The 25,159-nt window shown below is 45.9% G+C and carries 17 protein-coding genes; 3 read left to right on the top strand and 14 right to left on the bottom strand.

What is annotated here, in order from left to right:
* Positions 1-43: 43 nt before the first annotated feature.
* Both NIT79A3_RS03015 and NIT79A3_RS03020 read right to left on the bottom strand, forming a co-directional pair.
* A complete protein-coding gene (locus NIT79A3_RS03015) occupies positions 44-3,142 on the bottom strand; it encodes a GGDEF domain-containing phosphodiesterase (RefSeq protein WP_013964788.1) in 3,099 nt (1,032 codons plus the stop codon).
* A 220-nt stretch (positions 3,143-3,362) separates the two neighbouring features.
* Positions 3,363-4,850, bottom strand: coding sequence for an FMN-binding glutamate synthase family protein (locus NIT79A3_RS03020; protein WP_013964789.1), 1,488 nt, complete (start codon positions 4,848-4,850; stop codon positions 3,363-3,365).
* A gap of 143 nt (positions 4,851-4,993) precedes the next feature.
* Here NIT79A3_RS03020 and nadC point away from each other — a divergent pair, with 143 nt between their 5' ends.
* The gene (gene nadC, locus NIT79A3_RS03025; RefSeq protein ID WP_013964790.1) at positions 4,994-5,857 is read left to right on the top strand and encodes a carboxylating nicotinate-nucleotide diphosphorylase; all 864 of its coding nucleotides are present in this window, start codon (positions 4,994-4,996) and stop codon (positions 5,855-5,857) included.
* 93 nt (positions 5,858-5,950) lie between these two features.
* Here nadC and cysG read toward each other — a convergent pair whose 3' ends face one another.
* The 6 genes from cysG to NIT79A3_RS03055 form a co-directional block, all read right to left on the bottom strand.
* On the bottom strand, positions 5,951-7,396 hold the full coding sequence (gene cysG, locus NIT79A3_RS03030; protein ID WP_013964791.1) for a siroheme synthase CysG: 1,446 nt from the start codon (positions 7,394-7,396) through the stop codon (positions 5,951-5,953).
* Between the two features lie 161 nt (positions 7,397-7,557).
* The gene (locus NIT79A3_RS03035; protein ID WP_013964792.1) at positions 7,558-8,556 is read right to left on the bottom strand and encodes a PstS family phosphate ABC transporter substrate-binding protein; all 999 of its coding nucleotides are present in this window, start codon (positions 8,554-8,556) and stop codon (positions 7,558-7,560) included.
* Between the two features lie 234 nt (positions 8,557-8,790).
* Positions 8,791-10,152, bottom strand: a complete 1,362-nt coding sequence (gene glmM / locus NIT79A3_RS03040; RefSeq protein ID WP_013964793.1) for a phosphoglucosamine mutase — start codon at positions 10,150-10,152, stop codon at positions 8,791-8,793.
* Between the two features lie 68 nt (positions 10,153-10,220).
* Positions 10,221-11,030, bottom strand: a complete 810-nt coding sequence (gene folP / locus NIT79A3_RS03045; protein WP_013964794.1) for a dihydropteroate synthase — start codon at positions 11,028-11,030, stop codon at positions 10,221-10,223.
* Positions 11,031-11,130: 100 nt separating this feature from the next.
* Positions 11,131-13,044 (bottom strand): ATP-dependent zinc metalloprotease FtsH, encoded by a 1,914-nt coding sequence (gene ftsH, locus NIT79A3_RS03050; protein WP_013964795.1) that lies wholly within the window; start codon positions 13,042-13,044, stop codon positions 11,131-11,133.
* Positions 13,045-13,216: 172 nt separating this feature from the next.
* Positions 13,217-13,834, bottom strand: a complete 618-nt coding sequence (locus tag NIT79A3_RS03055; protein ID WP_013964796.1) for an RlmE family RNA methyltransferase — start codon at positions 13,832-13,834, stop codon at positions 13,217-13,219.
* Between the two features lie 30 nt (positions 13,835-13,864).
* Here NIT79A3_RS03055 and yhbY point away from each other — a divergent pair, with 30 nt between their 5' ends.
* A complete protein-coding gene (gene yhbY / locus NIT79A3_RS03060) occupies positions 13,865-14,218 on the top strand; it encodes a ribosome assembly RNA-binding protein YhbY (RefSeq protein WP_013964797.1) in 354 nt (117 codons plus the stop codon).
* A 21-nt stretch (positions 14,219-14,239) separates the two neighbouring features.
* Here yhbY and greA read toward each other — a convergent pair whose 3' ends face one another.
* The 5 genes from greA to NIT79A3_RS03085 form a co-directional block, all read right to left on the bottom strand.
* Positions 14,240-14,716 carry a transcription elongation factor GreA gene (greA, locus tag NIT79A3_RS03065; RefSeq protein ID WP_013964798.1) on the bottom strand — a complete coding sequence of 159 codons (477 nt, stop codon included), beginning with the start codon at positions 14,714-14,716 and terminating at the stop codon, positions 14,240-14,242.
* 59 nt (positions 14,717-14,775) lie between these two features.
* The gene (gene carB, locus NIT79A3_RS03070; RefSeq protein ID WP_013964799.1) at positions 14,776-17,985 is read right to left on the bottom strand and encodes a carbamoyl-phosphate synthase large subunit; all 3,210 of its coding nucleotides are present in this window, start codon (positions 17,983-17,985) and stop codon (positions 14,776-14,778) included.
* 47 nt (positions 17,986-18,032) lie between these two features.
* The gene (gene carA / locus NIT79A3_RS03075; RefSeq protein ID WP_013964800.1) at positions 18,033-19,187 is read right to left on the bottom strand and encodes a glutamine-hydrolyzing carbamoyl-phosphate synthase small subunit; all 1,155 of its coding nucleotides are present in this window, start codon (positions 19,185-19,187) and stop codon (positions 18,033-18,035) included.
* Positions 19,188-19,400: 213 nt separating this feature from the next.
* Positions 19,401-21,227, bottom strand: a complete 1,827-nt coding sequence (gene oadA / locus NIT79A3_RS03080) for a sodium-extruding oxaloacetate decarboxylase subunit alpha (RefSeq protein ID WP_013964801.1) — start codon at positions 21,225-21,227, stop codon at positions 19,401-19,403.
* Positions 21,228-21,260: 33 nt separating this feature from the next.
* Positions 21,261-22,679, bottom strand: coding sequence for an acetyl-CoA carboxylase biotin carboxylase subunit (locus tag NIT79A3_RS03085; RefSeq protein ID WP_041360491.1), 1,419 nt, complete (start codon positions 22,677-22,679; stop codon positions 21,261-21,263).
* 307 nt (positions 22,680-22,986) lie between these two features.
* Here NIT79A3_RS03085 and NIT79A3_RS03090 point away from each other — a divergent pair, with 307 nt between their 5' ends.
* Positions 22,987-23,334: a hypothetical protein gene (locus tag NIT79A3_RS03090; protein WP_013964803.1), complete on the top strand. Its 348-nt coding sequence runs from the start codon at positions 22,987-22,989 to the stop codon at positions 23,332-23,334.
* A 243-nt stretch (positions 23,335-23,577) separates the two neighbouring features.
* On the opposite strand, the gene NIT79A3_RS03095 is transcribed toward NIT79A3_RS03090, so the two are convergent.
* Entirely contained in the window at positions 23,578-25,071 is a 1,494-nt protein-coding gene (locus NIT79A3_RS03095) for a bifunctional metallophosphatase/5'-nucleotidase (protein ID WP_013964804.1), read from the bottom strand.
* Positions 25,072-25,159: the final 88 nt, after the last annotated feature.

Below are 25,159 nucleotides of genomic sequence, written 5' to 3' on the forward strand. Positions count from 1 at the left end.
TTGTTGCCTACGTGGGGGATAGGACCGAAATTTCAAGAGCAGATTATTTTGCTGATTGAATCGCGCGTATTTTGCTTGTTGGTGGTATGGGTTTCATTAGGGTGCTCTCAATTTCAGAAACGGGTACTGGTTTGCTGAAATAATAGCCTTGGTAGTGGTTGCATTTTTGTGCCATCAATAGATTCAGCTGTTCTTCCGTTTCTATTCCTTCTGCAATAACATCCATTTCCAGGCTGTGTGCCATTGCAATAATAGTTGCAACAATGGTGCGGTCGTTTTTATCGGTTGCGATGTCGCGTACAAATGAACGATCTATTTTGAGTGTATGAATCGGGAAACGCTTCAAATAGCTCAGGCTTGAGTAACCGGTTCCGAAATCATCAATTGAAATCTGTATGCCCATTGCATTGAGGCGGTTCAGCGTTTCTACTACTCTCTCAATATTATCGATCAACATGCTTTCTGTTATTTCCAGGGCAATATATTTAGCATCTACACCTGTTTCGCTGAGAGTGCGTGAAATATTATTAATTAATTCTTTGTCACGGAATTGCCTTGCGGACAGATTAATAGCTACTTTAGGGGCGATATAGCCCTGATTTTGCCACTCTTTAATCTGTGTGCAGACTGTTTTCAGAACCCATTCACCAATTGGGATAATTAAACCGGTTTCTTCTGCCAGGTTGATAAATTTATCTGGCGCGATCAATTTGTGTTCAGGGTGCCGCCAGCGGAGTAGTGCTTCTACGCTGTGTAATTGATGATCGGGCATATCCATGACAGGTTGGTAATATAATACCAGCTCATTACGTTCCAGCGCATAGCGTAAATCAAGACCGAGGGTATGTCTTTCATGCGCTGATTTATTGAGCTCATCGGTAAAGAACTGGTAATTATTCCGCCCATTTTCCTTGGCGTGATACATTGCGATATCACTATTCTTTAGCAATGTTTCTGCATTGGTTCCATCATTTGGGAAAACTGCGATACCGATGCTGCCACCGATATGTAGCTCATTTTTATGGATATAATAGGGCTGCATCAATGAATCCAGAATCTTCTGCGCTACTTTTGCAGCATCCAGCGATTCCGCAATAGCATTTAATACGACAATAAATTCATCACCTCCCTGACGGGCAACCGTATCTTCGTTGCGGACACAAATCAACAATCTTTCTGCAACCGCTTTTAACAAAAGATCGCCAATATCATGGCCGAGTGAATCATTGATGGTTTTGAAATCATCTAAGTCTATAAATAGCACCGCCATTTGTCTTTGGCTGCGCGCATCATGGACTAGTGCCTGTTCAATACGATCTTGTAGCAAATGCCGGTTGGGCAGACCTGTCAGTGCATCATGCGTTGCCATCTCGATGATGCGTTTTTCTGCTTCGTTACGTTCGTACCACCGGCCTAGATCATGCGCAATGGTATCAATAAGATTCTGCTCGTAAGGTAAGGCAAATAGGAGATTCTGCATATAGGACACTTGCAGCTGTCCACATACTTCTGCATTCGCTATGATTTTTGCGCTTATTGTATTTGAAAGATTTTCTTGATACGGTGTTGTGGTAAATTGATTATCTGCCAGATTAATCATGGCCACAGCCATTTCTGGAAATTGTAAAGCCTGGGTTAAGCAATTTAATATGCTCTGGCATGTTTTTTCTAAACCCAGATTCTGCTCCAGATAATTGCGTACCGTATATAAGCAATTGCTTTCTTTCAATCGCTCGCTCAAGTCAAGATCTTTTTGTTTGCGTGCGGTAACATCCACCCGGACAGAAAGAAAGCGGTCTATTTTTCCACTGGTATTCACCAGCGGTACGATGGTCGAATCAACCCAATAGAGTCCGCCAGATTTATTGCGATTACAGATTTCCTGATGCCATGTTTGGCCCTTTGTAATCGTTTTCCACATCTCCTTGAAGAAGGAGTTAGGATGTGTACGTGAATTCAGTATGCGATGATCCTGACCGATGAGTTCTTTTGGGGAATAGCCACTGATTTCACAGAATTTCTCATTGACTTGTATAATACAGCCTTGTTCGTCTGTGATCGAAATTAGAGCAAGCTTACCGATAGCGTTAATATAGGCAGTCAGTTCGGAAGAAATTTTTTCAGCGTTGTTTTTAGCCTGTATTAATTCCTTATGCGCTTTGAGTGATGTATTTCTGGATTTGATTGTTTTTTGAATGAGCGGAGCGGTCAGCCAATATACAATTGCCATGCCGATTAAAACAAGCAAACCCAGATATAACGCTATTGTTTTTATCTGCTGGGTCAAATGGCTGTACAGTTCTTTTTCATCGATCTTGAGCACAGCACCCAAGCCGTAGGCAACCGGTGAATGGGCTGCAACAACATCCATCTGCCGATAATCCTGAGTAAATTTAATGCCGCTCTGCCCTGCTAAAGCAAAATGTATCGGTAAAGGTTTGTTATGCAAGATTCGTTGCATGCGTTTAAATTGATTACCGTCAAATCCGCGCAAGAAGCAATCCATCTCAAGATTACTTCCTTTTACAGGTGCACAAAGCAGAAAGTCTCCGGTTTTACCAATAAGAGCAGCTTCTTTAAATATCCTTGTAAGATCGGGCATTGATTCTTCAGTTGTGATGCGGCCAATGGGTTTATTGTTCTCATCCTCTAGCTGTATCGAGTTACGGACAATGAATTGCCCGTCCCATAATAAATCTGTGCGAATATCCGGGTCTGTATTTAGTTCAACAGCGAGATATGGGTTAATGGAATCTGTGCCCGAGCTCAGTATCAGGTTTCCTTGAACATCATGGATTTTTATACCGATAAAATGCGTGGTCAGTATTTTATCCACAGACTTAATGAGTCCGGCGATACCCTCGTCGTTGAATTCATCAACATAAATCTTTTCTAAGCTTTGAGTCAGAAAGATGCGTGTGGATAATGCTTTTGTATATGATACCGAATTTGTAATCTGATTCTCGATTAACTTGACTTTATTTTCTAATGCTACTTTAAGACCTGCAGCAGCCATTTCTTCAATTTGTGACTGCATGACGCGATACACGGAGAGGCCCGCCGACAAGATGAGAATAATCAGCGTGAGTCCGCTAATTATTCGAATTCTTCGGTCATCCTGATTGATAAAAAAACGAAACATTGTCGATTATGGGACTACTTGTTTTAAGTAGATTTGATTCCGAGCATAAGGCATACATTATCGGTAGTCGGGCGTTAACCTTAAGTTGTATTTAGGAGGTCTTTTTCCCCCTTATTCTCAAAATAATGCGAAATCCTCATGAATAATATATGGGAAGAGGGTCACGATGAAGTTGGATAAAACGGCTTGACGTTTGAAAATCAAGAATCGGACCGCTAGTTCATGTTTTTTTCTTGGATGGTTCTGGGTAGGGATAAAGAATATTCAGTGCCACGCTTTTACCCGCTGTTTCAACGATGCGTACATGCTCGCGTTTAAATTGCCGTGCGTGGTGCAGGCCGCATGAGTGGGCGATCATGTTAATCTCTTTATTAACATTCCGGGCATAATTGGCAACACGAAGATATTTTTCTTCAACCACCAAACCATTCTGCAAACGCGCATCATGCGTGGTAATTCCAGTTGGGCAGGTATTGAGATGGCAGCGCATCGCCTGAATGCAGCCCAATGAGAACATAAAGCCTCGCGCAGTATTCACAAAATCGGCACCAGCGCAGAGCGCCCATGCGCCTTCTGCAGAAGTCACCAATTTTCCCGCCGCAACGATATGGATGCGGTTTCTCAGACCGGATTGGAGTAATGAATCTACCACGCGCGGCAATGCTTCTGCGATTGGTAGACTGACATGATCGATCAATGTCTGCGGTGCTGCGCCACTGCCGCCTTCACCCCCATCAATAGTCAAAAAATCGGGTGCATATTCAAGTCCTCGGCGGTTGATGTTATCACATAGCTCGTTAATAAAATTCCACCCGCCGATAGCCGTTTTGACGCCTACAGGCCGCCCGGTCAGTTCTCGGATATAAATAATTTTATCTAGCAGCTCATCAATATTGTTGATGTCCTTATGGCGATTCGGACTGATCGAATCCTGATTCTCAGGAATACCGCGGATGGCAGCAATTTCACTACCTACTTTATTCCCAGGCAATAATCCGCCTTTGCCGGGTTTTGCGCCTTGAGAAAGCTTGATTTCAAATGCTTTAACGACCTTACTCAATTCTTTGGCACGTTGCGGTGAAAAATTGCCGTTTTCATCCCGGATGCCGTATTTGGCGGTGCCAATTTGCATGATCAAATCACAACCGCCTTCCAAGTGATATGGAGATAATCCGCCTTCACCGGTATTCAGCCAGCAACCCGCTTGTGCGGCGCCGAGGGATAGCGCGCGCACGGCTGGTTTCGAGATTGCACCGTAGCTCATGCCGCTGATATTGATGATGGATTTGGCTTCGAATGGATATTCGCAATAACCTTCGCCGATATGCAGCGCAGGTGTTGGCAGTTGATCTTCTTCTTGGATCGGAAAAGCTGCGTTGACAAAAATAATCGAACCGGGCTGGCGTAAATCATTGGTGGAACCAAAGCCGACGAGGCTGCCTTTATTCTTGGCATTCTTGTAAATCCAGCCTCGTGTAGCACGATTGAACGGCATTTCATCCCGGTCATTGGAAAAAAAATACTGCCGGAAATATTTGCCTTGCCGCTCAAAAATATAACGTAGCCGCCCAATAACAGGATAGTTGCGTAAAACAGAATGTTTTTTCTGCGTTACATCTTGAATGAACCAGAATACGACCATACCAACGATGACAAGACCCAGCATGGTGGCAATACTGTAGATAATTAAATCAATTGCACTAGACATATAACCTCCTTATCGGCATGTGGCAGCATATACTATCTGTTCAAATACTGTGAGTGAACATTCTGGAAAGCTACTGGAATTACTGTAGCGTTAATCAGGTGTACTATAATTTCGTTGTTCATTGAAGAATAGGGTGAAAATAATTGCAAGATTTACATACTGAAATTGACAGCAATGTAAAGCAGGCGCTGGTGGAAGATATTGGCGCGGGCGACCTGACGGCATCCTTGATTCCTGGAGACAAGGAATTGAGCGCATCGGTGGTTAGCAGAGAAGATGCGGTATTGTGCGGTGTGCAGTGGTTTGAAGCTTGTTTTTTAGCTTTATCGTCAGACACAACAGTGCATTGGTTTGCCAAGGATGGAGATACTGTTCAGGCAGGGTATAAGCTATGCGAGATTAAAGGGCAAGCCCGTGCCTTATTATCAGCCGAACGTTCCGCGTTGAATTTTTTACAAATGCTGTCTGCTGTAGCGACACAAACCAAGTATTTTGTCGATGCAATAAATGGTACACAAGCTGTCATAGTGGATACACGCAAAACATTGCCTGGATTACGGTTGGCGCAGAAATATGCAGTGAAGTGTGGCGGTGGCATCAATCATCGTTTTGGCTTGTATGATGGGATTTTGATCAAAGAGAATCATATTATTGCAGCGGGTGGAATAACAGCAGCATTGAGGAAAGCGCAGGAAATTGTGCCGCCAGGGGGTTTTATCCAGATTGAAGTGGAATCTTTGCAAGAATTACAAGAGGCACTGACAGCCGGTGCCGGTATGGTTCTATTAGATAATTTTACGCTGGCTCAGCTATCGGATGCAGTTGCACTGGCTCGCCAGCAAACCGGTGATCAAGTTCTATTGGAGGCATCCGGAAACATGACCTTGGAGAACGTGCGCCAAGTGGCCGAAACCGGTGTAGACAGGATTTCCATTGGCAGTCTGACAAAGAATATCAGAGCGATAGATTTGTCGATGCGTTTTTCTGGAGTGAAAGAAAAATTCTGATTGATCAACCCGCCATCTCATTTAAACGGCTATCAAAAGATCTGAATTTGAATTTATTACCACCCACTGACGTTGTTCAAGGTTACGATGACTCTACTGTTTCTTATCCTTGTCTGTTGCCATCCCTGAAATAATTTGTGTTTGAGAGATTTCTTCAGCCGGCTCAAACCACGCAAGATTTTGGTGCAGTTTGACGACTTCCCCAATAATAATCAGTGTGGGGGGAGTCAGCTTGGCAGCAGCAACAAGATCAGGCAGTGTTTGTAATTTTCCGGTAATGATTTTTTGTTTCTGCGTCGTTCCTTGCTGTACGATTGCGGCAGGTGTGGTATTTGGCAGACCATGGGCAATCAGTTGCTGGCATAAAACAGGTAAGCCCAATAACCCCATATAAATTACGATAGTTTGGTTAGGGCGTGCGAGATAGGGCCAATCCAGGTCGATGCTGTTATTTTTCAGATGTCCGGTGACAAAAATGCACGATTGCGCATAGTCCCTGTGTGTGAGTGGAATGCCTGCATAGGCTGCAACGCCAGAGGCAGCGGTAATGCCGGGTACGACTTGGAAAGGAATATGGTGTGAAGCCAAGGTTTCGATTTCTTCGCCGCCGCGACCAAAGATGAACGGATCGCCGCCTTTAAGCCGGAGTACTCGTTTGCCTTCTTGCGCCAGCCGGACCAACAGTTGATTGATGGATTCCTGTTCCAGGGTGTGGCGATTACGTTCCTTTCCAGCATAAATACGGGTAGCATCCCGGCGCACCATATCGAGAATGGCGGGTGAGACCAGGCGGTCATAAACAACGACATCGGCCTGTTGCATCAAGCGCATCGCCCGGAAAGTGAGTAAATCAGGATTTCCCGGTCCGGCTCCAACCAGATAAACCTCGCCTTGTGTAGATTCGTCTTTTTCGTGCTGTAGCGATTGCAGCAGATACTCCTGTGCTGCTTTATTCTTTCCGGCCAATACCATTTCCGTAAATCGGCCTTGCAGCGCTTTTTCCCAGAAAATACGCCGTTTTTCCGGGTGCGTAAAATGCTCCTTGACAGGCTGGCGGAACTTGCCGGCAATTTCCGCCACGCGCGCATAGGCGGCCGGTATCATTATTTCCAGCTGGGCGCGCAGCAATCTGGCCAGTACAGGGGATTGCCCGCTGCTAGATACGGCAATCAGCAGCGGCGACCGGTCAACGATGGAAGGCATGATGAAGGTGCATAAATCCGGGTTATCAACCACATTAACCGGAATTCGCTGTTGCTGGGCTGCTTCAGAAACTAATTGGTTCGTAGTGCGATCATTTGTAGCGGCAATAACCAAAACAATATTTTTCAGCTGTTCAGGTTGAAAATATTCAGCACAATATTTGATTTTGCCAAGCACAAGGTATTCTTTTAGCGTTATATCCAGCTCAGGCGATACCACGGAAACCTGGGCGCCAGCCTGGAGCAAGAGCATGATTTTTCGGGTTGCGATATCTCCCCCGCCTACCACCAGACAATTTTTGTTTTTGATATTTAAGAAAACTGGTAAAAAATCCATTATTGTCCCGGGTGATTCCTAATCCAAAAAATAAAGGAAATGCTGATTAATTCTATGCCAAAAATAGGCACAAGAATTAATCAGCATTTCCTTGAGATGCTGTGGCTATTTTCTACAGATACAGATTCTTGACAGTCGAAACGACTTCAAATGATCTAAGTTTATAAATTAGATTCCAATTTAAGAATATCTTCTAATTTAATATTGATTCCCGTGCCTTTAAATACCGTACCTACTTTTTTCTTATTCAGGTGTTCGATATTAAGGTTATATACTTCTTTGGAAAGCGGGAAATATTTGACTTCTGTCACAAGTTCTGGCGCATTTTTCATATAGAAATTAATGAATTCATTAACTTCAGCCTTCTCAGTTGATTTGGCATTAACGTAGATGAATATCGGGCGTGATAATGGCTTGTAACTATTATTCTCTACCGTTGCTGCCGATGGAATAACTCCGCCGTTGCCACTGTCAATCGCAACCGCATTAATTTTTTTGCTATTTTCGATGTAATAGGCAAACCCGAAAAAACCTAGCGCATAGATATCGCTCGCGACACCTTGTACCAGAACATTGTCATCCTCTGATGCGGTAAAATCGCCGCGGCTTGATTTGGCTTTGCCAACAATTGCCTCGGTGAAGTATTCGAAGGTACCGGAGTCTGCACCAGGGCCATAGAGTTTAATTTTTTTATCAGGCCATGCCGGGTTTATCTGATTCCAGCTAGTGATCGTACCTTGTGCACCAGGTTCCCAGATTTTCTTCAGCTCATCGACGGTGATGGTTTTGCTCCAGGTATTTTGGGGATTCACAACGACGGTCAAAGCGTCAAATGCGATCGGCATTTCAATAAATTGCACACCTGCCTGTTTACAGGCTTCCATTTCCAGTTGTGTAATAGGACGTGAAGCATTCGCGATATCAATTTCATTCCGGCAGAATTTTTTGAATCCACCACCTGTTCCCGAGATGCCCACGGTAACACGAACTGCGCCACGCTTGGCTATTTGAAAATCCTCTGCGACAGCTTCAGTAATGGGGAAAACGGTGCTGGAACCATCAATCTTAACGATCGGACTGGCGTTGGCAATACCTGTGGTAACGGATGCGCTGAGAAATAGGGTTGCAATGAGTGTTCTGAAGTTAATCGAGTTCGGCATTTATTTGCTCTCCAAATGAGTGAATAAAGGGTAATGAGAAGTTTCTCAAAACTGACACGTATCATATTGCAGAATTATTACAAGATTATGACAACTTTATTTTTTGTCAGAAAACGGATTGGCAAGACCTGCTTTTTAAGATTCCTAATCATCTGCAGCATACAGTGATTTATGAGTATGACGGCTATGTTTCTAAAAAGGGTGGTTGTGGAATGTTGAAAGCGCTTTGTTTTTTTATGAAGCGCTGGCCGCATGCACGGTTTCAGCGATTCGCTCAGCCCAGAAATTAACCTTATGTTTGAATTTACCTTCAACCATCACCCGGATAAGCGGCTCAGTACCTGATGGCCGGATAAGAACGCGTCCGTTGCCATTCAGATCGGCTTCAGCTTCTTGCTGTACGGTTTTGATCGCTTTGTTGGTATTAAAATTAAATGTCTGGGGGATTCTTACATTGATTAAGCGTTGCGGGTATAAGGAGACGCCGCGCATGAATTCCGCCAGTGTTTTATTAGTATCACGCAGTGCATATAAAACTTGTAAAGCGGAAATGATACCGTCACCTGTCGTATGCTTATCCATACAAATGATATGTCCGGAATTTTCACCACCGAGATGCCATTTTTTTTCTTGCAGTAATTCGAGTACATAACGATCTCCGACATTGGCACGGAGAAATGGAATATTTAGTTTCTTGAATTGGTCTTCTATTGCAAGATTGGTCATCAAAGTACCAACAATACCGCCGATTAGTGTTTTTTTCTGCTGACGATGTTTGGCAATGATGTAGATCAGTTGATCGCCATCATAAGATCTGCCTTGCTTATCCACCATCATAACGCGATCACCATCACCATCCAATGCAATACCCAAGTCGGCATGATGCTGTTTGACGGCTTTCTGGAGTGTGGCGCAATGGGTAGCTCCGCATTCAAGATTGATATTTAGACCATTAGGCTGCACGCCAATGGTGACGACATCCGCCCCCAATTCGTGCATGACATGACCGGCAATATGATAGGCGGCACCATGCGCGCAATCGACCACAATGCGCAATCCGCGCAGATCCAGGTGATAGGGGAAAGTGCTTTTGCAGAATTCGATATAGCGACCGGCGGCATCATCGATCCGTTGTACCTTTCCCAGTTGCGCTGAAGGCTTGGTCTCGATGGGTGCATTTAATCCCGCCTCTATTTTGTGTTCCATTTCATCAGGAAGCTTGCTGCCGGCAGCAGAGAAAAACTTTACACCGTTATCCTCAAACAAATTATGGGAAGCAGAAATAACAATGCCAGCTTGCAATCGCAGTGCGCGGATCAGGTAAGCAATGGCAGGGGTTGGCATCGGCCCGGATAGAATGACATCCACTCCGGCTGCGCATAATCCTGCTTCCAGTGCAGACTCCAGCATATAACCTGATACCCTGGTATCTTTACCAATAAGGACGGTTGGACGTTTGCCTTCCATCAAATGCCAATCGGCAGATGCCAGAACTTTACCTGCGGAATAACCCAAATGCATGATGAAATCGGGCGTAATCGGATCTTTACCTACACGCCCGCGTATACCATCAGTTCCAAAATATTTTTTAGTCAATTTAAGAGATTATTGATCAAGATTGAAGAAAGTTTCATATATGCTCTGATTAATTAATTTGCAGTTTGTTATACATCACAGTTCTGCATTGCGTTGTAGACAGCAAGCGCATCCTTGCTGGCTTTGACATCATGCACGCGTATAATTTTTGCACCTTTAACTACTGCAAGCAAGGCAGCCGCGATACTTTCATGAATCCGGTGATCTACACTGTTTCCGGTGATGGCTCCAAGCATGGATTTACGAGAAACACCTGCCAATACCGGAACCCCAAGTGTTGTCAATTGATCCAGCTGATTGAGTAACGCAAGATTATGTTGCAGTGTTTTGCCAAAACCGAAACCAGGGTCGATAATCAGTCGATCTTTCGAGATGCCCGCGGTCATTGCCGCATGGATACGCTGCTCGAGGAAATCTTTTACTTCAGAGACAATATTCTTGTATTGCGGATTTTTCTGCATACTTTGAGGAGTACCTTGCATATGCATCAAGCAGAGCTTCACATGGTTATTTTGCGCAACAGCTTCGAATGCTCCGGGATTACGCAGTGCATTTACGTCATTGATCATGGAGGCGCCTGCTGCTATTGCACGTTTCATCACTTCGGGTTTGGAAGTGTCAATGGAAATCGGCGTATTGGTCACTACGAGTGCTTCCAGCACAGGAATAACGCGTTTTATCTCTTCATCGGTACTGATTTGTTGGCTTCCGGGGCGTGTTGATTCTCCGCCGATGTCCAGTATATCGGCACCTTCATCAATAAGATTCCTGGCATGTGCAATGGCTTGCTGCGTTGACAGGTAAATTCCCCCATCCGAGAAGGAATCGGGGGTTACATTAACAACACCCATGATCAGCGGGCGGTTAGTCGGGAACATAAGATTTTTTTGCAATGAGGCTGCAATAAGAAAAAGGGATTGTAGAACTGAAAACGGGATACGGTTTTTGGTCGTATCCCGTCGTTCAGATGATTACTGATTAATCAGCTTCTTTTATAATTTCCTGCGGTGCTGCGGGTTCACCTTGTTCATCCTGTTTCACTGATGATTCACCGCTTGTGGTCGAAGAAGTTGACTGCGGTGGTTTAGGCGGGCGTGGCGGGCGACCTTCCATAATATCGTTGATTTGGTCGCTATCGATCGTTTCCCACTCTAGTAAAGCCTTAGTCATGGCTTCGATTTTATCCTTATTGGCTTCAATGAGTTTTCGGGCAATCGCATATTGTTCATCAACAATACGGCGAACCTCTGCGTCGACGGTCTGCATAGTTTTTTCACTCATATTTTTATGCGTAGTCACTGAACGGCCCAGAAAAACTTCCCCTTCATTTTCACCATACACCATTGGTCCAAGCTTATCAGACATTCCCCATTGCGTTACCATTTGCCGGGCTAATTCTGTTGCACGCTCAAAATCATTGGAAGCACCCGTTGTCATTTGCTTCATAAAGACTTCTTCGGCAATACGCCCGCCAAACATCACCGAGATTCTTTGTAGTATTTCTTCACGTTCCATACTAAACCGATCCTCTGTGGGTAGCTGCATAGTTACACCCAAAGCACGGCCTCGTGGAATGATGGTTACTTTGTGTACCGGGTCCGTTTTTGGCAATAATTGCGCGACGACAGCATGTCCTGATTCATGATAGGCAGTGTTTCTGCGTTCATGTTCCGGCATAATAAGCGAACGTCGTTCTGCGCCCATAAATATCTTATCCTTGGCGCGTTCAAAATCTTCCATATCTACTAGACGCTTGTTGCTGCGCGCCGCAAATAGTGCTGCTTCGTTGACCAGATTAGCAAGATCTGCACCCGACATACCCGGTGTGCCACGGGCTATAATATCCGCTTTGACATCCGGTGCAAGCGGCACTTTGCGCATATGCACATGAAGAATCTGCTCACGTCCGCGAATATCTGGCAACGGCACAGTTACTTGACGGTCAAATCGGCCGGGACGTAATAAAGCAGGGTCCAGCACATCAGGACGATTGGTAGCTGCAATCACAATAACACCCATTGCACCTTCAAAACCATCCATTTCCACCAGTAACTGATTGAGCGTCTGCTCGCGTTCATCGTTTCCGCCACCAAGACCGGCGCCACGCTGACGGCCTACTGCATCAATCTCGTCAATAAAGATGATGCACGGGGCATGTTTTTTAGCCTGCTCAAACATGTCACGTACCCGAGATGCGCCAACACCGACAAACATTTCAACAAAATCGGAACCCGAAATGCTGAAAAACGGCACTTGCGCTTCTCCTGCAATTGCGCGCGCCAGTAATGTTTTTCCCGTTCCAGGACTGCCTACCATCAACACGCCGCGTGGAATACGTCCACCCAGCTTCTGGAATTTGGTTGGATCACGCAGAAATTCGACTAACTCTGCAACTTCTTCTTTCGCTTCCTCGCAGCCCGCAACATCATTGAAAGTCACTGTGTTGGTTGATTTGTCGAGCATACGCGCTTTGCTTTTGCCAAACGAGAACGCGCCTCCACTGCGCCCGCCGCCTTGCATTTGACGCATGAAAAATATCCATACGCCAATCAGTAATAGCATTGGGAACCATGAGATAAAAATACTCATCAACATGGATGGCTCTTCATCCGGTTTGGCCTCAACAACAACGCCCGCTTTAAGTAAATCGCTGACCATCCAAGGATCGGATGGCGCATAAGTTGTAAAACGTCTGCCATCAGACTTCGTACCTTTAAGTGTCCGGCCTTCAATGACAACCTTTGCGATTCTGCCTTGATTCAATTCGGAAATGAATTGAGAGTATTCCATGGGTACTTGCGCCGGTTGACGTACGCTGAATTGATTAAATACGGTCATCAACACAAGTGCAATTACTAGCCAAATGGCCATGTTTTTAATTAAGTTATTCAAAATAGCTCCTTGATTTGCACCTTAAAATCATTGATTAGTCATTCTAACTCTATTTTGTAGAATATAACAGAACAGTTCATGTTGTATAAATTTGCTGTTAAATTGTAATCCTACTATTTACATTGCCCCTAATCACTGAGTGAATCCATTCATTTCTCAGCAATCTCAGCGATCATTTTTTCCCAAGCCCTAATAAATATAATTCATTACTGCGATCACGTGAGGCCTTTGGTTTTCGTATCAATACGCTCTTGAACCCGGCGCGCATGTCACAAAGAAACTGTTCAAAATCCCGGCCTTGAAAAACTTTGACTAGAAAGTTTCCGCCATAGTTCAGTTGCTCCATTGAAAATGCTAGTGCCAGTTCAGCCAAATACATACTTCTGGCTTGGTCACTGACTACAATACCACTGATATTAGGCGACATGTCTGAAATTACAAGATCCGGTTGATGTTCACCTAAGTGTTTCCTCAATTCAAGAACAGCATGCTCTTCTCTAAAGTCACTTTGGATGAATTTCACACCGGGCAGTGGTGACATATCCAGAATATCAACGGCAATAACTTCACCTTTGTTACCTACTTTATGGCTGGCAACTTGCGACCAACTTCCGGGTGCTGCGCCTAAATCAACAACAATCATACCCGGTCTCAGTATATGATCACGCTCGGAGATTTCCAGAAGTTTGTATGCGGCCCGCGAGCGATAGCCATCCTTTTTAGCTTGCTTGACAAAAAAATCATTAACATGCTCTTTCATCCAAGCTTTACTGGTTTTAGCCTGTTTCATCAAGTAAAATAATATATTTTAAGAGGATTTATGTTAACACTAACTGTTGCTCATCGGCGTGAACTAAAAGCGCAAGCACATGCGCTAAATCCGGTTGTGATGATCGGGAAGATTGGTCTGTCATCGAACGTTATTGAGGAGTTGGATCGCGGGCTTTCAAGTCATGAACTAATTAAGATTAAAGTTCAAATTGAAGATCGGATTGTCCGAAATGCGCTTTTTGAGGAGATATGCCAGCAACTGGATGCTGCACCGGTGCAGCATATTGGTAAAATATTTATTATTTATCGGCCTAAACCGGAAGAAACCGAGAATAAATCTGCGCATATGCTCCCTAGAAAGAAACGTGAAGCATTTCGTTCCAAACGTAGTTTTCAGAATTGAATTGTCTTTGTCTATTGGTCTTTAGATGTACTTGACATCGAGTATTTCATATTCTCTTATGCCGCTGGGTGCTTGAACTTCTGCGATGTCTCCGGCAAATTTACCGATCAAGGCTCGCGAAATCGGAGAGCTGATGGAGATTTTTCCATTCTTGATGTTGGCTTCATCGTCACCCACGATTTGATAAGTAACCGTTTCGCCACTTTGCAGATCTTCCAATTCGACAGTGGCGCCAAAAACACAAGCTCCGTCTGCATTAATGAGTGCTGGGTTGATGATTTGTGCATTAGAAAGTTTACTTTCCAATTCAGCAATACGTCCTTCAATAAAACCTTGTTTTTCTTTGGCAGCATCATATTCGGCATTTTCAGAGAGGTCGCCGTGCGCACGTGCTTCGGCGATCGCCGCAATGACTGCAGGGCGCTGAACCGTTTTCAATTCGTGTAATTCCTTACGCAACGCTTCCGCTCCTGCTACTGTTAATGGAATAGTACTCATCGTAATTTTTTGCCTTTCATTTTCATCTGCTTTATTAATAGTTAAGGAGAGCTGAATGCTTACGTCTTAAGCTGTATATGTAATTTCTGTAAATTATAAGCCTGCAGTTCACGCCTATTGGTTATACCCATACAGGCAGCGCGCGCACCCGCTAACGTTGTATAGTAAGTCACTTTTGCTTGGAGCGCGGCATGGCGAATCGAGTAAGAGTCCCGTATCGCACTGCGTTGATTTTTTACTGTATTGATGATTAAGCTGATTTCTCCATTTTTAATCATGTCTACTATATGGGGACGACCTTCTGCTACCTTATTAATGATAACGACATCTATCCCGGCTTCGGTTATTGCAGCCGCAGTTCCGCGCGTAGCATAAAGGGTAAAACCGAGTTCGGCAAGGCTGCGTGCGATTTCAACGGCATGTGGTTTGTCAGATTGCTTTACGCTGATGAAAATTTTTCCAGAAGCAGGCAAACGAACATCCGTTGCTAATTGGGATTTAACAAATGCTTCTGCAAAAGTGGTGCCCATTCCCATAACTTCGCCGGTAGACTTCATTTCCGGACCCAATATCGTATCAACACCGGAGAGTTTGATAAAGGGGAACACGGCTTCTTTGACAGAATAATACTCAGGGATTATTTCTTCGGTAACATTCTGATCAATTAAACTCTTTCCTGTCATGCAGCGCGCAGAGATTTTGGCTAATTGGAGGCCGGTTGCCTTGGAGATGAAAGGCACAGTGCGTGATGCCCTGGGATTGACTTCGAGTACATAGACTGTATTATCCTGAATCGCAAACTGTATATTCATGAGTCCCACGACATTCAATGCGCGCGCCATTTCAGCGGTTTGGCGGCGCAGTTCATCCAGTATTTCTGGTTGCAAGTTAAAAGTTGGGAGAGAACAAGCGGAGTCGCCTGAATGCACACCGGCTTGCTCAATATGCTCCATGATACCGCCGATCAAAACGGTTTCTCCGTCATAGATTGCATCAACATCTACTTCCGTTGCATTGGTAAGAAAATGATCCAATAATACCGGTGAGTCATTGGAAACCTTAACCGCCTCACGCATATAGCGCTCCAGATCAGCTTTTTCATGAACGATTTCCATAGCGCGCCCACCCAATACATAACTCGGACGCACTACTAGCGGGTAACCGATCTCTTCAGCAGCGATTAAAGCAGCCTCCGGGGTGCGTGCAGTCCGATTGGGCGGTTGTCTTAAGCCCAGTTGTTGCAACATTTTCTGAAAGCGCTCGCGATCTTCCGCGCAATCGATCATATCCGGACTGGTGCCAATTATCGGTACACCATTGGCTTCTAGATCGCGCGCGAGCTTGAGAGGCGTTTGCCCGCCATACTGCACGATTACGCCCTGCGGTTTTTCCACAGCAACGATTTCGAGTACATCTTCAAGCGTCAGCGGCTCAAAATACAAACGATCCGATGTGTCATAGTCGGTTGAAACGGTTTCCGGGTTACAGTTAATCATAATGGTTTCGAAACCATCCTCACGTAACGCCAGCGCTGCATGAACACAACAATAATCAAACTCAATGCCTTGACCGATACGATTGGGTCCGCCGCCCAGTACCATAATTTTCTTTTTATCCGTGGGGCGTGATTCGCACTCGTCTTCGTAAGTGGAATACATATACGCTGTGCTAGTTGCAAACTCGGCCGCGCAAGTGTCGACACGTTTATAGACCGGCCGCAAGTTGAATTGATGCCGGCAAGCGCGGACTGCAGTTTGTTCGATATTAAGCAGCTTTGCCAGACGGCAGTCGGAAAAACCGCTGCGTTTTAATTTGCGTAATGCCTGTTTATCCAGTGTTTCCAGTTTTGTATGGGTCAATGCCTGTTCTTGTTTGACCAGATCTTCAATTTGCGCCAGAAACCAAATATCAATATTGGTCAGTTGATGCACTTCCTCAATAGACATATTGCAACGGAAAGCATCGGCGATATACCAGATTCGTTCCGGCCCAGGGTTAGCCAGTTCGCTGCTAATAGTTTCCAGGTTATCGGTTTTTTCATCGAGGCCATCCACGCCAGTTTCCAGTCCACGTAGCGCTTTTTGCAAGGATTCTTGAAAAGTGCGTCCAATCGCCATGACTTCGCCGACCGATTTCATTTGTGTCGTCAGGCGATCATTGGTTTGCGGGAATTTTTCGAATGCGAAACGCGGCACCTTGGTGACGACATAATCAATGGTTGGTTCAAAGGATGCCGGTGTAATACCGCCAGTGATGTCATTGCCCAGCTCATTCAGGGTATAACCGACAGCAAGTTTTGCGGCGATTTTGGCAATTGGAAAACCGGTTGCTTTTGAGGCCAACGCGGAAGAACGCGAGACACGCGGATTCATCTCGATCACCAGCATTTGGCCGTTTTTAGGATTAATGGCAAACTGAACATTGGAACCGCCAGTTTCCACCCCGATTTCGCGTAGTACAGCGATGGAGGCATTGCGCATCAACTGATATTCTTTATCAGTCAGTGTTTGTGCAGGCGCTACCGTAATCGAGTCGCCGGTGTGAACACCCATCGGGTCGACATTCTCAATGGCGCAGACAATAATACAATTATCGTCTTTATCCCGCACCACCTCCATTTCAAATTCTTTCCAGCCAATAACGGATTCTTCAATCAATAACTCTTTGGTGGGGGATGTTTCCAATCCGCGTTCGCAGATATTCAGAAATTCTTCGCGATTGTATGCAATGCCGCCGCCACTGCCGCCCATTGTAAAAGAAGGGCGAATAATGACCGGATAGCCGACCATAGCTTGTACTTGCAGAGCTTCTTCCATACTATGCGCAACCGCAGAACGGGCAGAACCCAATCCAATGCGCGTCATGGCTTGTTTGAATTTTTCACGATCTTCAGCCATGTCGATCGCTTCACGTGACGCACCAATGAGCTCAACACCGTATTTTTCCAGTACGCCATGTTTGACCAAATCCAATGCACAGTTCAATGCAGTCTGACCGCCCATGGTGGGAAGCAGCGCCTGCGGACGCTCAATGGCAATGATCTTTTCGATCATCGTCCAAGTAATCGGCTCGATATAGGTTGCATCGGCCATTTCCGGATCAGTCATGATGGTAGCGGGATTGGAATTCACCAGAACGATGCGATAGCCTTCTTCACGCAAAGCTTTACAGGCTTGAACGCCGGAATAATCAAATTCGCACGCCTGGCCGATGATGATGGGACCGGCACCGATGATGAGTATGGATTGAATGTCGGTACGTTTAGGCATGCTTTCTAACCAGTAAAAATTGCGTAGTAATGGGGTTTATGGTTAAGTTATTGCGGGTATGAGTTTTTATAACGCTGCATCATTTTAATAAAACGGTCAAACAAATAATCAGCCTCATGAGGCCCTGGGCTGGCTTCGGGGTGACCCTGAAAACAGAATGCAGGTTTATCCGTTAACTCAAATCCTTGCAGACTTCCATCAAACAGTGACACATGTGTAATTCGCGCGTTAGCGGACAACGTATCTGCATCAACAGCAAAACCATGATTCTGGCTGGTAATGATTACCCGGCCAGTGTCAACATCCTGCACCGGATGATTGGCGCCATGATGGCCGAACTTCATTTTGATGGTGCGTGCGCCCGTAGCCAAACCCATTAATTGGAGGCCAAGACAAATGCCAAATATCGGGATATTTTTCTCCAGCAATGCTTGCGTGGCAGAAATTGCATAATCACAAGGCTCTGGGTCACCAGGGCCATTGGAGAGAAATACGCCGTCAGGCTGTGCCGCTAAAATTTCTTCAGCCGGGGTCTGTGCAGGAAATACCGTTACTTTGCAGCCGCGTTGTGCCAGTTTGCGCAATATGGTGCGTTTGATACCAAAATCAAAAGCTGCAACATGGAATTGAGGATTCTTCTGAACCGCAAAACCTGATCCGAGCGACCATTCACCTTCTGTCCACGGATACGATTGCTGGCAACTGACCACCTTGGCAAGATCCATGCCCGCTAGACCAGGGAATGCCCTAGCGGTCTGTAATGCTTTGTCCTCATCTATATCGCCGGCCATGATGCAACCGGATTGTGCGCCTTTTTCCCGTAAAATGCGGGTGAGCTGGCGAGTATCAATTTCTGCGATAGCGACCACATTTTGTTCTTTCAAAAATTCAGATAATGTCTGAGTTTTACGGTGACTACTGGCTGCCAGGGGGAGATCACGAATTACTAAACCGGCGGCGTACACTTTGTTGATGTTGCCTGATTCAAAATCTTCCGGATTGGTGCCGGTGTTGCCAATATGCGGGTAGGTCAGAGTGATGATTTGTTGACAGTACGAAGGGTCGGTTAATATTTCCTGATAACCGGTCATCGCCGTATTGAAAGCGACTTCACCGGTTTTGATACCTTCAACACCAATAGACACGCCACGAAAAATTGTTCCATCGGCGAGTGCGAGGATGGCGTGCGGGCGTTGTGACACAAAAAACTCCTTGGATACGGACAAGATCTGGAAACAGGGCCAAGGACAATTTGTTTCAATGCCTCGGTTATTGAAGCCAGAATTATACGTGAAAAAGGTTTATTTTTCTATTTGTGCTGATATAAGCACAGCAAGGTTTGTTTTTTTGTTCTATCTATAGTGTTGCGCTACTTCACATTGTGTGTCTTGTGCCGGAAAGTGAAGTTCTGCTCATTACGACGCCACAATTTCAATCAGCACTTCATTCGGATTAGCCGGTTCACCTTTAACAACATGTATGGCTTTGACGACACCGGCAATCGGCGCGGTGATTTCCGTTTCCATTTTCATCGCTTCCGTGACCAGTACCGGTTGTCCGGCGGTGACCTTTTGATCGATTTTGACTAACACTTCAAGAATATTGCACGGCATGCTGACGACCACATCGCCTTCGGCGGAAGGGCGCGGGCGTTTGCTGGCGATAGTGCTTTTGACGGCGCCTTGCGTGCCGCCACCTAAAACGATTTCATCAAGCGTTTCGACGACGATTTCTTCCGGCACGCCGTCCACCATAAAATAAAAATGCCGCAGGGATTCATTTTTAGGACTGGTGCCGGTGACTTTGACGTGATAAGACTCGCCGTGTAATGCTACATTGAACTCGGTGGGGGCTTTTTGCACTCCATTGGTCGCCGCTGAGGCCAATTCCAGAGGTTCGGGCACCAGATGGCCGGTTGAACGCAATTCCAGGAATTGTTTGCCCACTTCCGGAAACATCGCATAGCTCAGTACATCTTCATCATTTCGTGCCAAGTGGCCGATTTCCCGGCGCAGATGCTCGAATTCCGGCTTTAACAGATCGGCGGGGCGGCAATCGATGACGTCCTCCTTGCCGATGGCGCGTTTTTGCAGATTGGCATTGATCGGCGCCGGTGCTTTGCCGTAGCCGCCTTGCAAATAGCGTTTCACTTCGTTGGTGATCGTTTCGTAGCGCTTGCCGGTCAGCACGTTGAGCACGGCTTGCGTGCCGACAATTTGCGAAGTCGGCGTGACCAAAGGCGGGTAGCCCAGATCTTTACGCACCTTAGGAATTTCTTCGTAGACTTCGTTGATCCGGTCCAATGCGTTACGTTCCTGTAACTGATTGGCCAGATTCGAGATCATGCCTCCGGGCACTTGGAACACGTGAACCCGGGTATCAACGCCAGTGAATTCACTTTCAAAGCGATGGTATTTTTTGCGGACTTGCGCGAAATAATCGTTTACTTCTTGCAGCCTGTCTAAATTCAAACCGGTATCGTGTTTTGTTCCTTGCAATGCCATCACCAAGCTTTCAGTCGGCGGATGGCTGGTTCCGCCTGACCACGACGACAACGCCGTATCGATATGCCGACAACCGGCTTCTATCGCTTTCAATTGACACATTTCAGCTAAACCTGCCGTCGCATGGCAATGCAAATGGATGGGCAGATCGACGGTTTCTTTTAGTGCAACAACCAGTTCACTGGTTGCATACGGCGTCAGTAAACCGGCCATGTCTTTGATTGCAATCGAATCACAGTCCAATTCAGCCAAATCTTTGGCCAGAGTCACAAAGCTTTTGACATTGTGCACCGGACTGGTGGTATAGCAAATGGTTCCTTGCGCATGTTTGCCCGATGCTTTGGCGGCTTCGATGGCGGTTTTGAGATTGCGCACGTCGTTGAGTGCATCGAAAATACGAAAGACATCTATGCCATTTTCGGCGGCTTGTTTGACAAAAGCGCGCACGACATCATCGGAATAATGCCGGTAACCCAGCAAATTCTGCCCGCGCAGCAACATTTGCAGCGGCGTGTTCGGTAGCGCGGCTTTGAGTTTGCTTAAGCGTTCCCACGGATCTTCCTTCAGAAACCGCAAGCAAGCGTCAAAAGTCGCGCCACCCCAGCATTCCAGCGACCAATAGCCGATGCTGTCGAGCATTTGACAGGCCGGTAGCATGTCTTCGGTACGCAGCCGGGTGGCGATCAGAGATTGATGCGCATCGCGCAAAATGACATCGGTGATATGAACTTTTTGCATGGATTTTCCTTAATTAACCAGTAAGCACTTCACTCACAGACCGGTATGTGAGGCCACCACAGCAGCAATGACGCCAGCCAGCACTTCCGGCCGGGGTTTGTCGGAATAATTGATCAGCGCGGGGTTTTGCTCCACAAAACCGGTATTGAACTTACCGCTGCGAAATTGCGGATGCTTCAGTATCTTCAAATAATATGGAATCGTTGTTTTGATGCCGAACAACCCCATGTCCCGCAGCGTGCGTTCTCCGCGCTTAATCACGTCTTCCCAGGTCAGCGCGCTGACAATGACTTTGGCGACCATGGAATCGTAAAAAGGCGGGATCTCGTAACCGGTGTAAATTGCGGTATCGGTTCGTACTCCTGGGCCGCCGGGCGCGTAATAACGAGAAATCCGGCCGAAACTCGGCAAGAAATTATTCTTCGGGTCTTCGGCATTAATGCGGAACTGAATCGCATAGCCTCGCCGGACAATCTCTTCTTGTTTGTAGCGCAGGGGCAATCCAGCCGCTACGCGGATTTGCTCTTCGACGATGTCGACGCCGGTGATCGTTTCAGTGATGGTATGCTCGACCTGCACGCGCGTATTCATTTCCATGAAGTAAAAGCGTCCGCTATCGTCCAGCAAAAACTCCACCGTTCCCGCGTTGGTGTAGCTGACTGATTTTGCAGCAATCACCGCGAGGCCGCCGATGTACTGGCGTTGCGCTTCGTCCAGTTGCGGGGACGGCGCAATCTCGATCAGCTTCTGGTTGCGGCGCTGAATCGAGCAATCGCGCTCAAAGAGATGAATCACATTGCCGTGATGGTCCGCTAATATCTGTACTTCAATGTGCTTTGGATTGACAATACACTTTTCCAGAAACACATTGGCGCTGCCAAACGCTTTGGTTGCTTCGGAAATCACCCGGGCGTAATTGCGCTGCAGTTCATCGGCATTATCACAACGCCGGATGCCGCGTCCACCGCCACCGGAAGTCGCTTTCAACATGATCGGATAACCAATTTGCGCCGCAACTTTGAGCGCTTCTTTCACCGAATGCAAATTGCCATCCGATCCGGGGGTGACCGGAATACCCGCCGCTTTCATCGCATTCCGGGCTTCGGTTTTATCGCCCATGCGGTGAATGACATCCGCCTCTGGCCCAATGAAAACCAATCCACGCTCTTTGCATGCTCGGGCAAATTGCGCATTCTCGGAAAGGAATCCATAACCCGGATGCACCGCATCGCAGCCGGTCGCCAACGCCAAATCGACCAGCGCATGAATATTCAGATAGCACGCCATCGGCTCGCTGCCGATGCAATACGATTCATCCGCTTTCTTGATATGCAGCGCGAAACGATCTGCTTCCGAATAAATCGCCACTGAGCGGATGCCCATTTCAGCACATGCGCGAATGATGCGAACAGCAATCTCGCCGCGATTGGCAATGAAGATTTTACGTAGCATCATTCTATTGGCCACCCTGAAAAACGTTAATGTCCGTATTCTACCCGATCGATTCCATTAGTTTATGCGACATTTACAATCAACGCTATTTAGTGTGGTAGCTGTTATGCTTGAGCTAAAACGAGGGATTGTGCATTTCTGTAGATCTAATACTGCGTGATATGATGAAACTTAAATCAATCTCTCGTTTTGAGGATAAGGAAGGAATATGAATTCTAGAATATTAGAACTTTTTTAGAACTTAGTATTATTACGTATTTCGTTATTTCAGGAACCTATTTGTAACTAGTCAATTCAGGAATTAAACATGAATCTTCAAGAATTTATCAAGACCGCTCTTTCTGAAATCGTTTCTGGTGTAGCTGATGCTAGAAATGAAGCTGAAAAGTATGGAGCAATAGTCGGTTCCGACGAGGCATATGGTTATTTGAAAGACGCTAAAGTAATAACCGACGAACACGGTAGGCCAATAACGTACGTAGAATTTGACATTGCTTTGGCCGAAGCAAGTGCGAAAGATACAAAAGGCGGCATTGGTGTCTTTCTTGGTTCTGTTGGATTGGGTTCTCAAGGCGCTTCGCATGGTGAGTCTTCATCACATTCACGCATAAAATTTTCAGTCCCGATTGTGTTTCCTGGCAAAAAACGTGCTTAAAAAATAATTTCAGTAGACCATCAAAAAGCTGCATTTTTTGCCATTCGCTGAATTCAAATGTTAGACATTCGTAAAGTCTTTGATATTGGGTTTCTCAGTTTGCAACAATCAAGCTGATGCAAAATGGGTGTGATTATCCTGATCTAGTGATTTAATTCGATGGCGAACTTCAATTTTATTTGCTTTGCATAATATTCACCCGAGTCAATTACACCTGAAATAATAAAAAGTAGCCATAAACTTTTAGTTATTCTTCAACTGATCAATAACCATTTGGCGGATATCGCAATTTTCTCCTATGTTGATTATCGTGAAATCCGGATTGCCGGGTTTCAGATAATCCAAACCATGCTCTTTCCCTGAAGCGAGAAAATCATTGATCGCCAGTTTATAAGTTTTCGTGGGATCTACTGAGACGCCGTTAATCAGCCAGGTACCGTTAATCTGTTGCGCATTGGCGGATTGCAGAAAGCCACCTGAGCCTGTATTCGCTGCACCTTGATTCAGTGCTTTTAACAGCAGATCGCCTTTTATCGCAGCCAACTGAACTTTGCCGCCGAAAGGCAGCACGCGGATGATATCGTAGACGGTGATTTGACCCGCAGGCAGTACATCGTCAATGCGGATCGAACCGCTGTTGTGAAGCGAGAGCTCGGCTTCCGGGTAGGGGCGCAGCAGGCTTTTAGCAATTAATTCAGTCAGATTGGTTTTGCGGGTACGTACACTGGATTCCAGTCCATCCAATGCTTCGGTGGTGGTCGTGACCACGGCTTCAGGTTCAAATCCCTGTTGGCGGAAGGCAGCGAAGGCGATACTCATCCATTTGTCGACGACTGCCTTGACGCGAGGATCTTCCGCCAGGGCATCGGTGATCGGTACAAAAGTGGGTTTAATTTCGGTTTTTCCGGTCTGTGGGTCAAAGTAAAGATCAACCACGTAAACCGAGCGCACATTGGCATCGGCCTTTAGAATCGGTGTGAAATTCCCGCGCCAGTTCTGATAGTTGACGTGTTCATGTCCGCCCAGTAGTAATCCGATTTGTGGATTTTTTTGCAGCAATTCGATGTCGTCTTCGATGGTTTGATGTGTTAAGGCAATAATGAAATCAGAATGTTCGCCGAGTTGCTTGATTTGCTCGCTGGCTACTGTCAAGGGTTCGGAATAACTGACATAGTCAGGCTTGTTGATTGGAAGGGTTAGCCCAAACATACCGATCTTGAAAGATTTTCCACTTTTCTTGCCGGTAACTGAAATAACGAGATTTTGATTGACGCCTGAGAAAGGACGACCATTCGCGTCAAATACATTGCTTGATACCCAAGTAAATTTTGCTTCTTGCATTCGCTGATGGAATTGACTCTCCTTGATATCGAACTCATGATTGCCAAAAGTCGCGTAGTCAAGCTCGAAGTGATTCAGAACATCCACCATTTGCCGTCCGGCCAACCGATCGCCTTCATACTGTGCTGTGCCGATTGCAGACGGGCTGAATAGATCTCCGCCTAATGTAGTGATGGTATTGGGGTTGCGTGCCAGCAACTGTTTACGTAATGTGGCAACCCGTGCAATGCCGCCTTCTTTGCCGCCGCTTACCGGTGTAATTTCATAAATATCCTGAAAGTGTAGAATCGTTACATGAATCCTGTCATCATCAATATGTGCAGAAGGCGCTGTGATGCAGGCAATCAGTGTCAGCGCGAAGAGTACAGATAATAAAATGGCGAATGTTTTTTTCATGGCGGCTTCCTGGATTTTTATAGCGCTGTTACAGTAAGTATTTTTCCAAGTGTATGACAGGTTGTAAGAAATTGACAGTATCAAAGCC

This window comes from Nitrosomonas sp. Is79A3, from assembly GCF_000219585.1.
Classification (GTDB): Bacteria; Pseudomonadota; Gammaproteobacteria; order Burkholderiales; family Nitrosomonadaceae; genus Nitrosomonas.

What these genes read in the sequence shown, in the direction of transcription:
- NIT79A3_RS03015 (WP_013964788.1), bottom strand. Translation starts at nt 3,142, where the DNA reads ATGTTTCGTTTTTTTATCAATCAGGATGACCGAAGAATTCGAATAATT.
- NIT79A3_RS03020 (WP_013964789.1), bottom strand. Translation starts at nt 4,850, where the DNA reads ATGTCTAGTGCAATTGATTTAATTATCTACAGTATTGCCACCATGCTG.
- cysG (WP_013964791.1), bottom strand. Translation starts at nt 7,396, where the DNA reads ATGGATTTTTTACCAGTTTTCTTAAATATCAAAAACAAAAATTGTCTG.
- NIT79A3_RS03035 (WP_013964792.1), bottom strand. Translation starts at nt 8,556, where the DNA reads ATGCCGAACTCGATTAACTTCAGAACACTCATTGCAACCCTATTTCTC.
- folP (WP_013964794.1), bottom strand. Translation starts at nt 11,030, where the DNA reads ATGTTCCCGACTAACCGCCCGCTGATCATGGGTGTTGTTAATGTAACC.
- NIT79A3_RS03055 (WP_013964796.1), bottom strand. Translation starts at nt 13,834, where the DNA reads ATGAAACAGGCTAAAACCAGTAAAGCTTGGATGAAAGAGCATGTTAAT.
- yhbY (WP_013964797.1), top strand. Translation starts at nt 13,865, where the DNA reads ATGTTAACACTAACTGTTGCTCATCGGCGTGAACTAAAAGCGCAAGCA.
- greA (WP_013964798.1), bottom strand. Translation starts at nt 14,716, where the DNA reads ATGAGTACTATTCCATTAACAGTAGCAGGAGCGGAAGCGTTGCGTAAG.
- carB (WP_013964799.1), bottom strand. Translation starts at nt 17,985, where the DNA reads ATGCCTAAACGTACCGACATTCAATCCATACTCATCATCGGTGCCGGT.
- oadA (WP_013964801.1), bottom strand. Translation starts at nt 21,227, where the DNA reads ATGCAAAAAGTTCATATCACCGATGTCATTTTGCGCGATGCGCATCAA.
- NIT79A3_RS03085 (WP_041360491.1), bottom strand. Translation starts at nt 22,679, where the DNA reads ATGCTACGTAAAATCTTCATTGCCAATCGCGGCGAGATTGCTGTTCGC.
- NIT79A3_RS03090 (WP_013964803.1), top strand. Translation starts at nt 22,987, where the DNA reads ATGAATCTTCAAGAATTTATCAAGACCGCTCTTTCTGAAATCGTTTCT.
- NIT79A3_RS03095 (WP_013964804.1), bottom strand. Translation starts at nt 25,071, where the DNA reads ATGAAAAAAACATTCGCCATTTTATTATCTGTACTCTTCGCGCTGACA.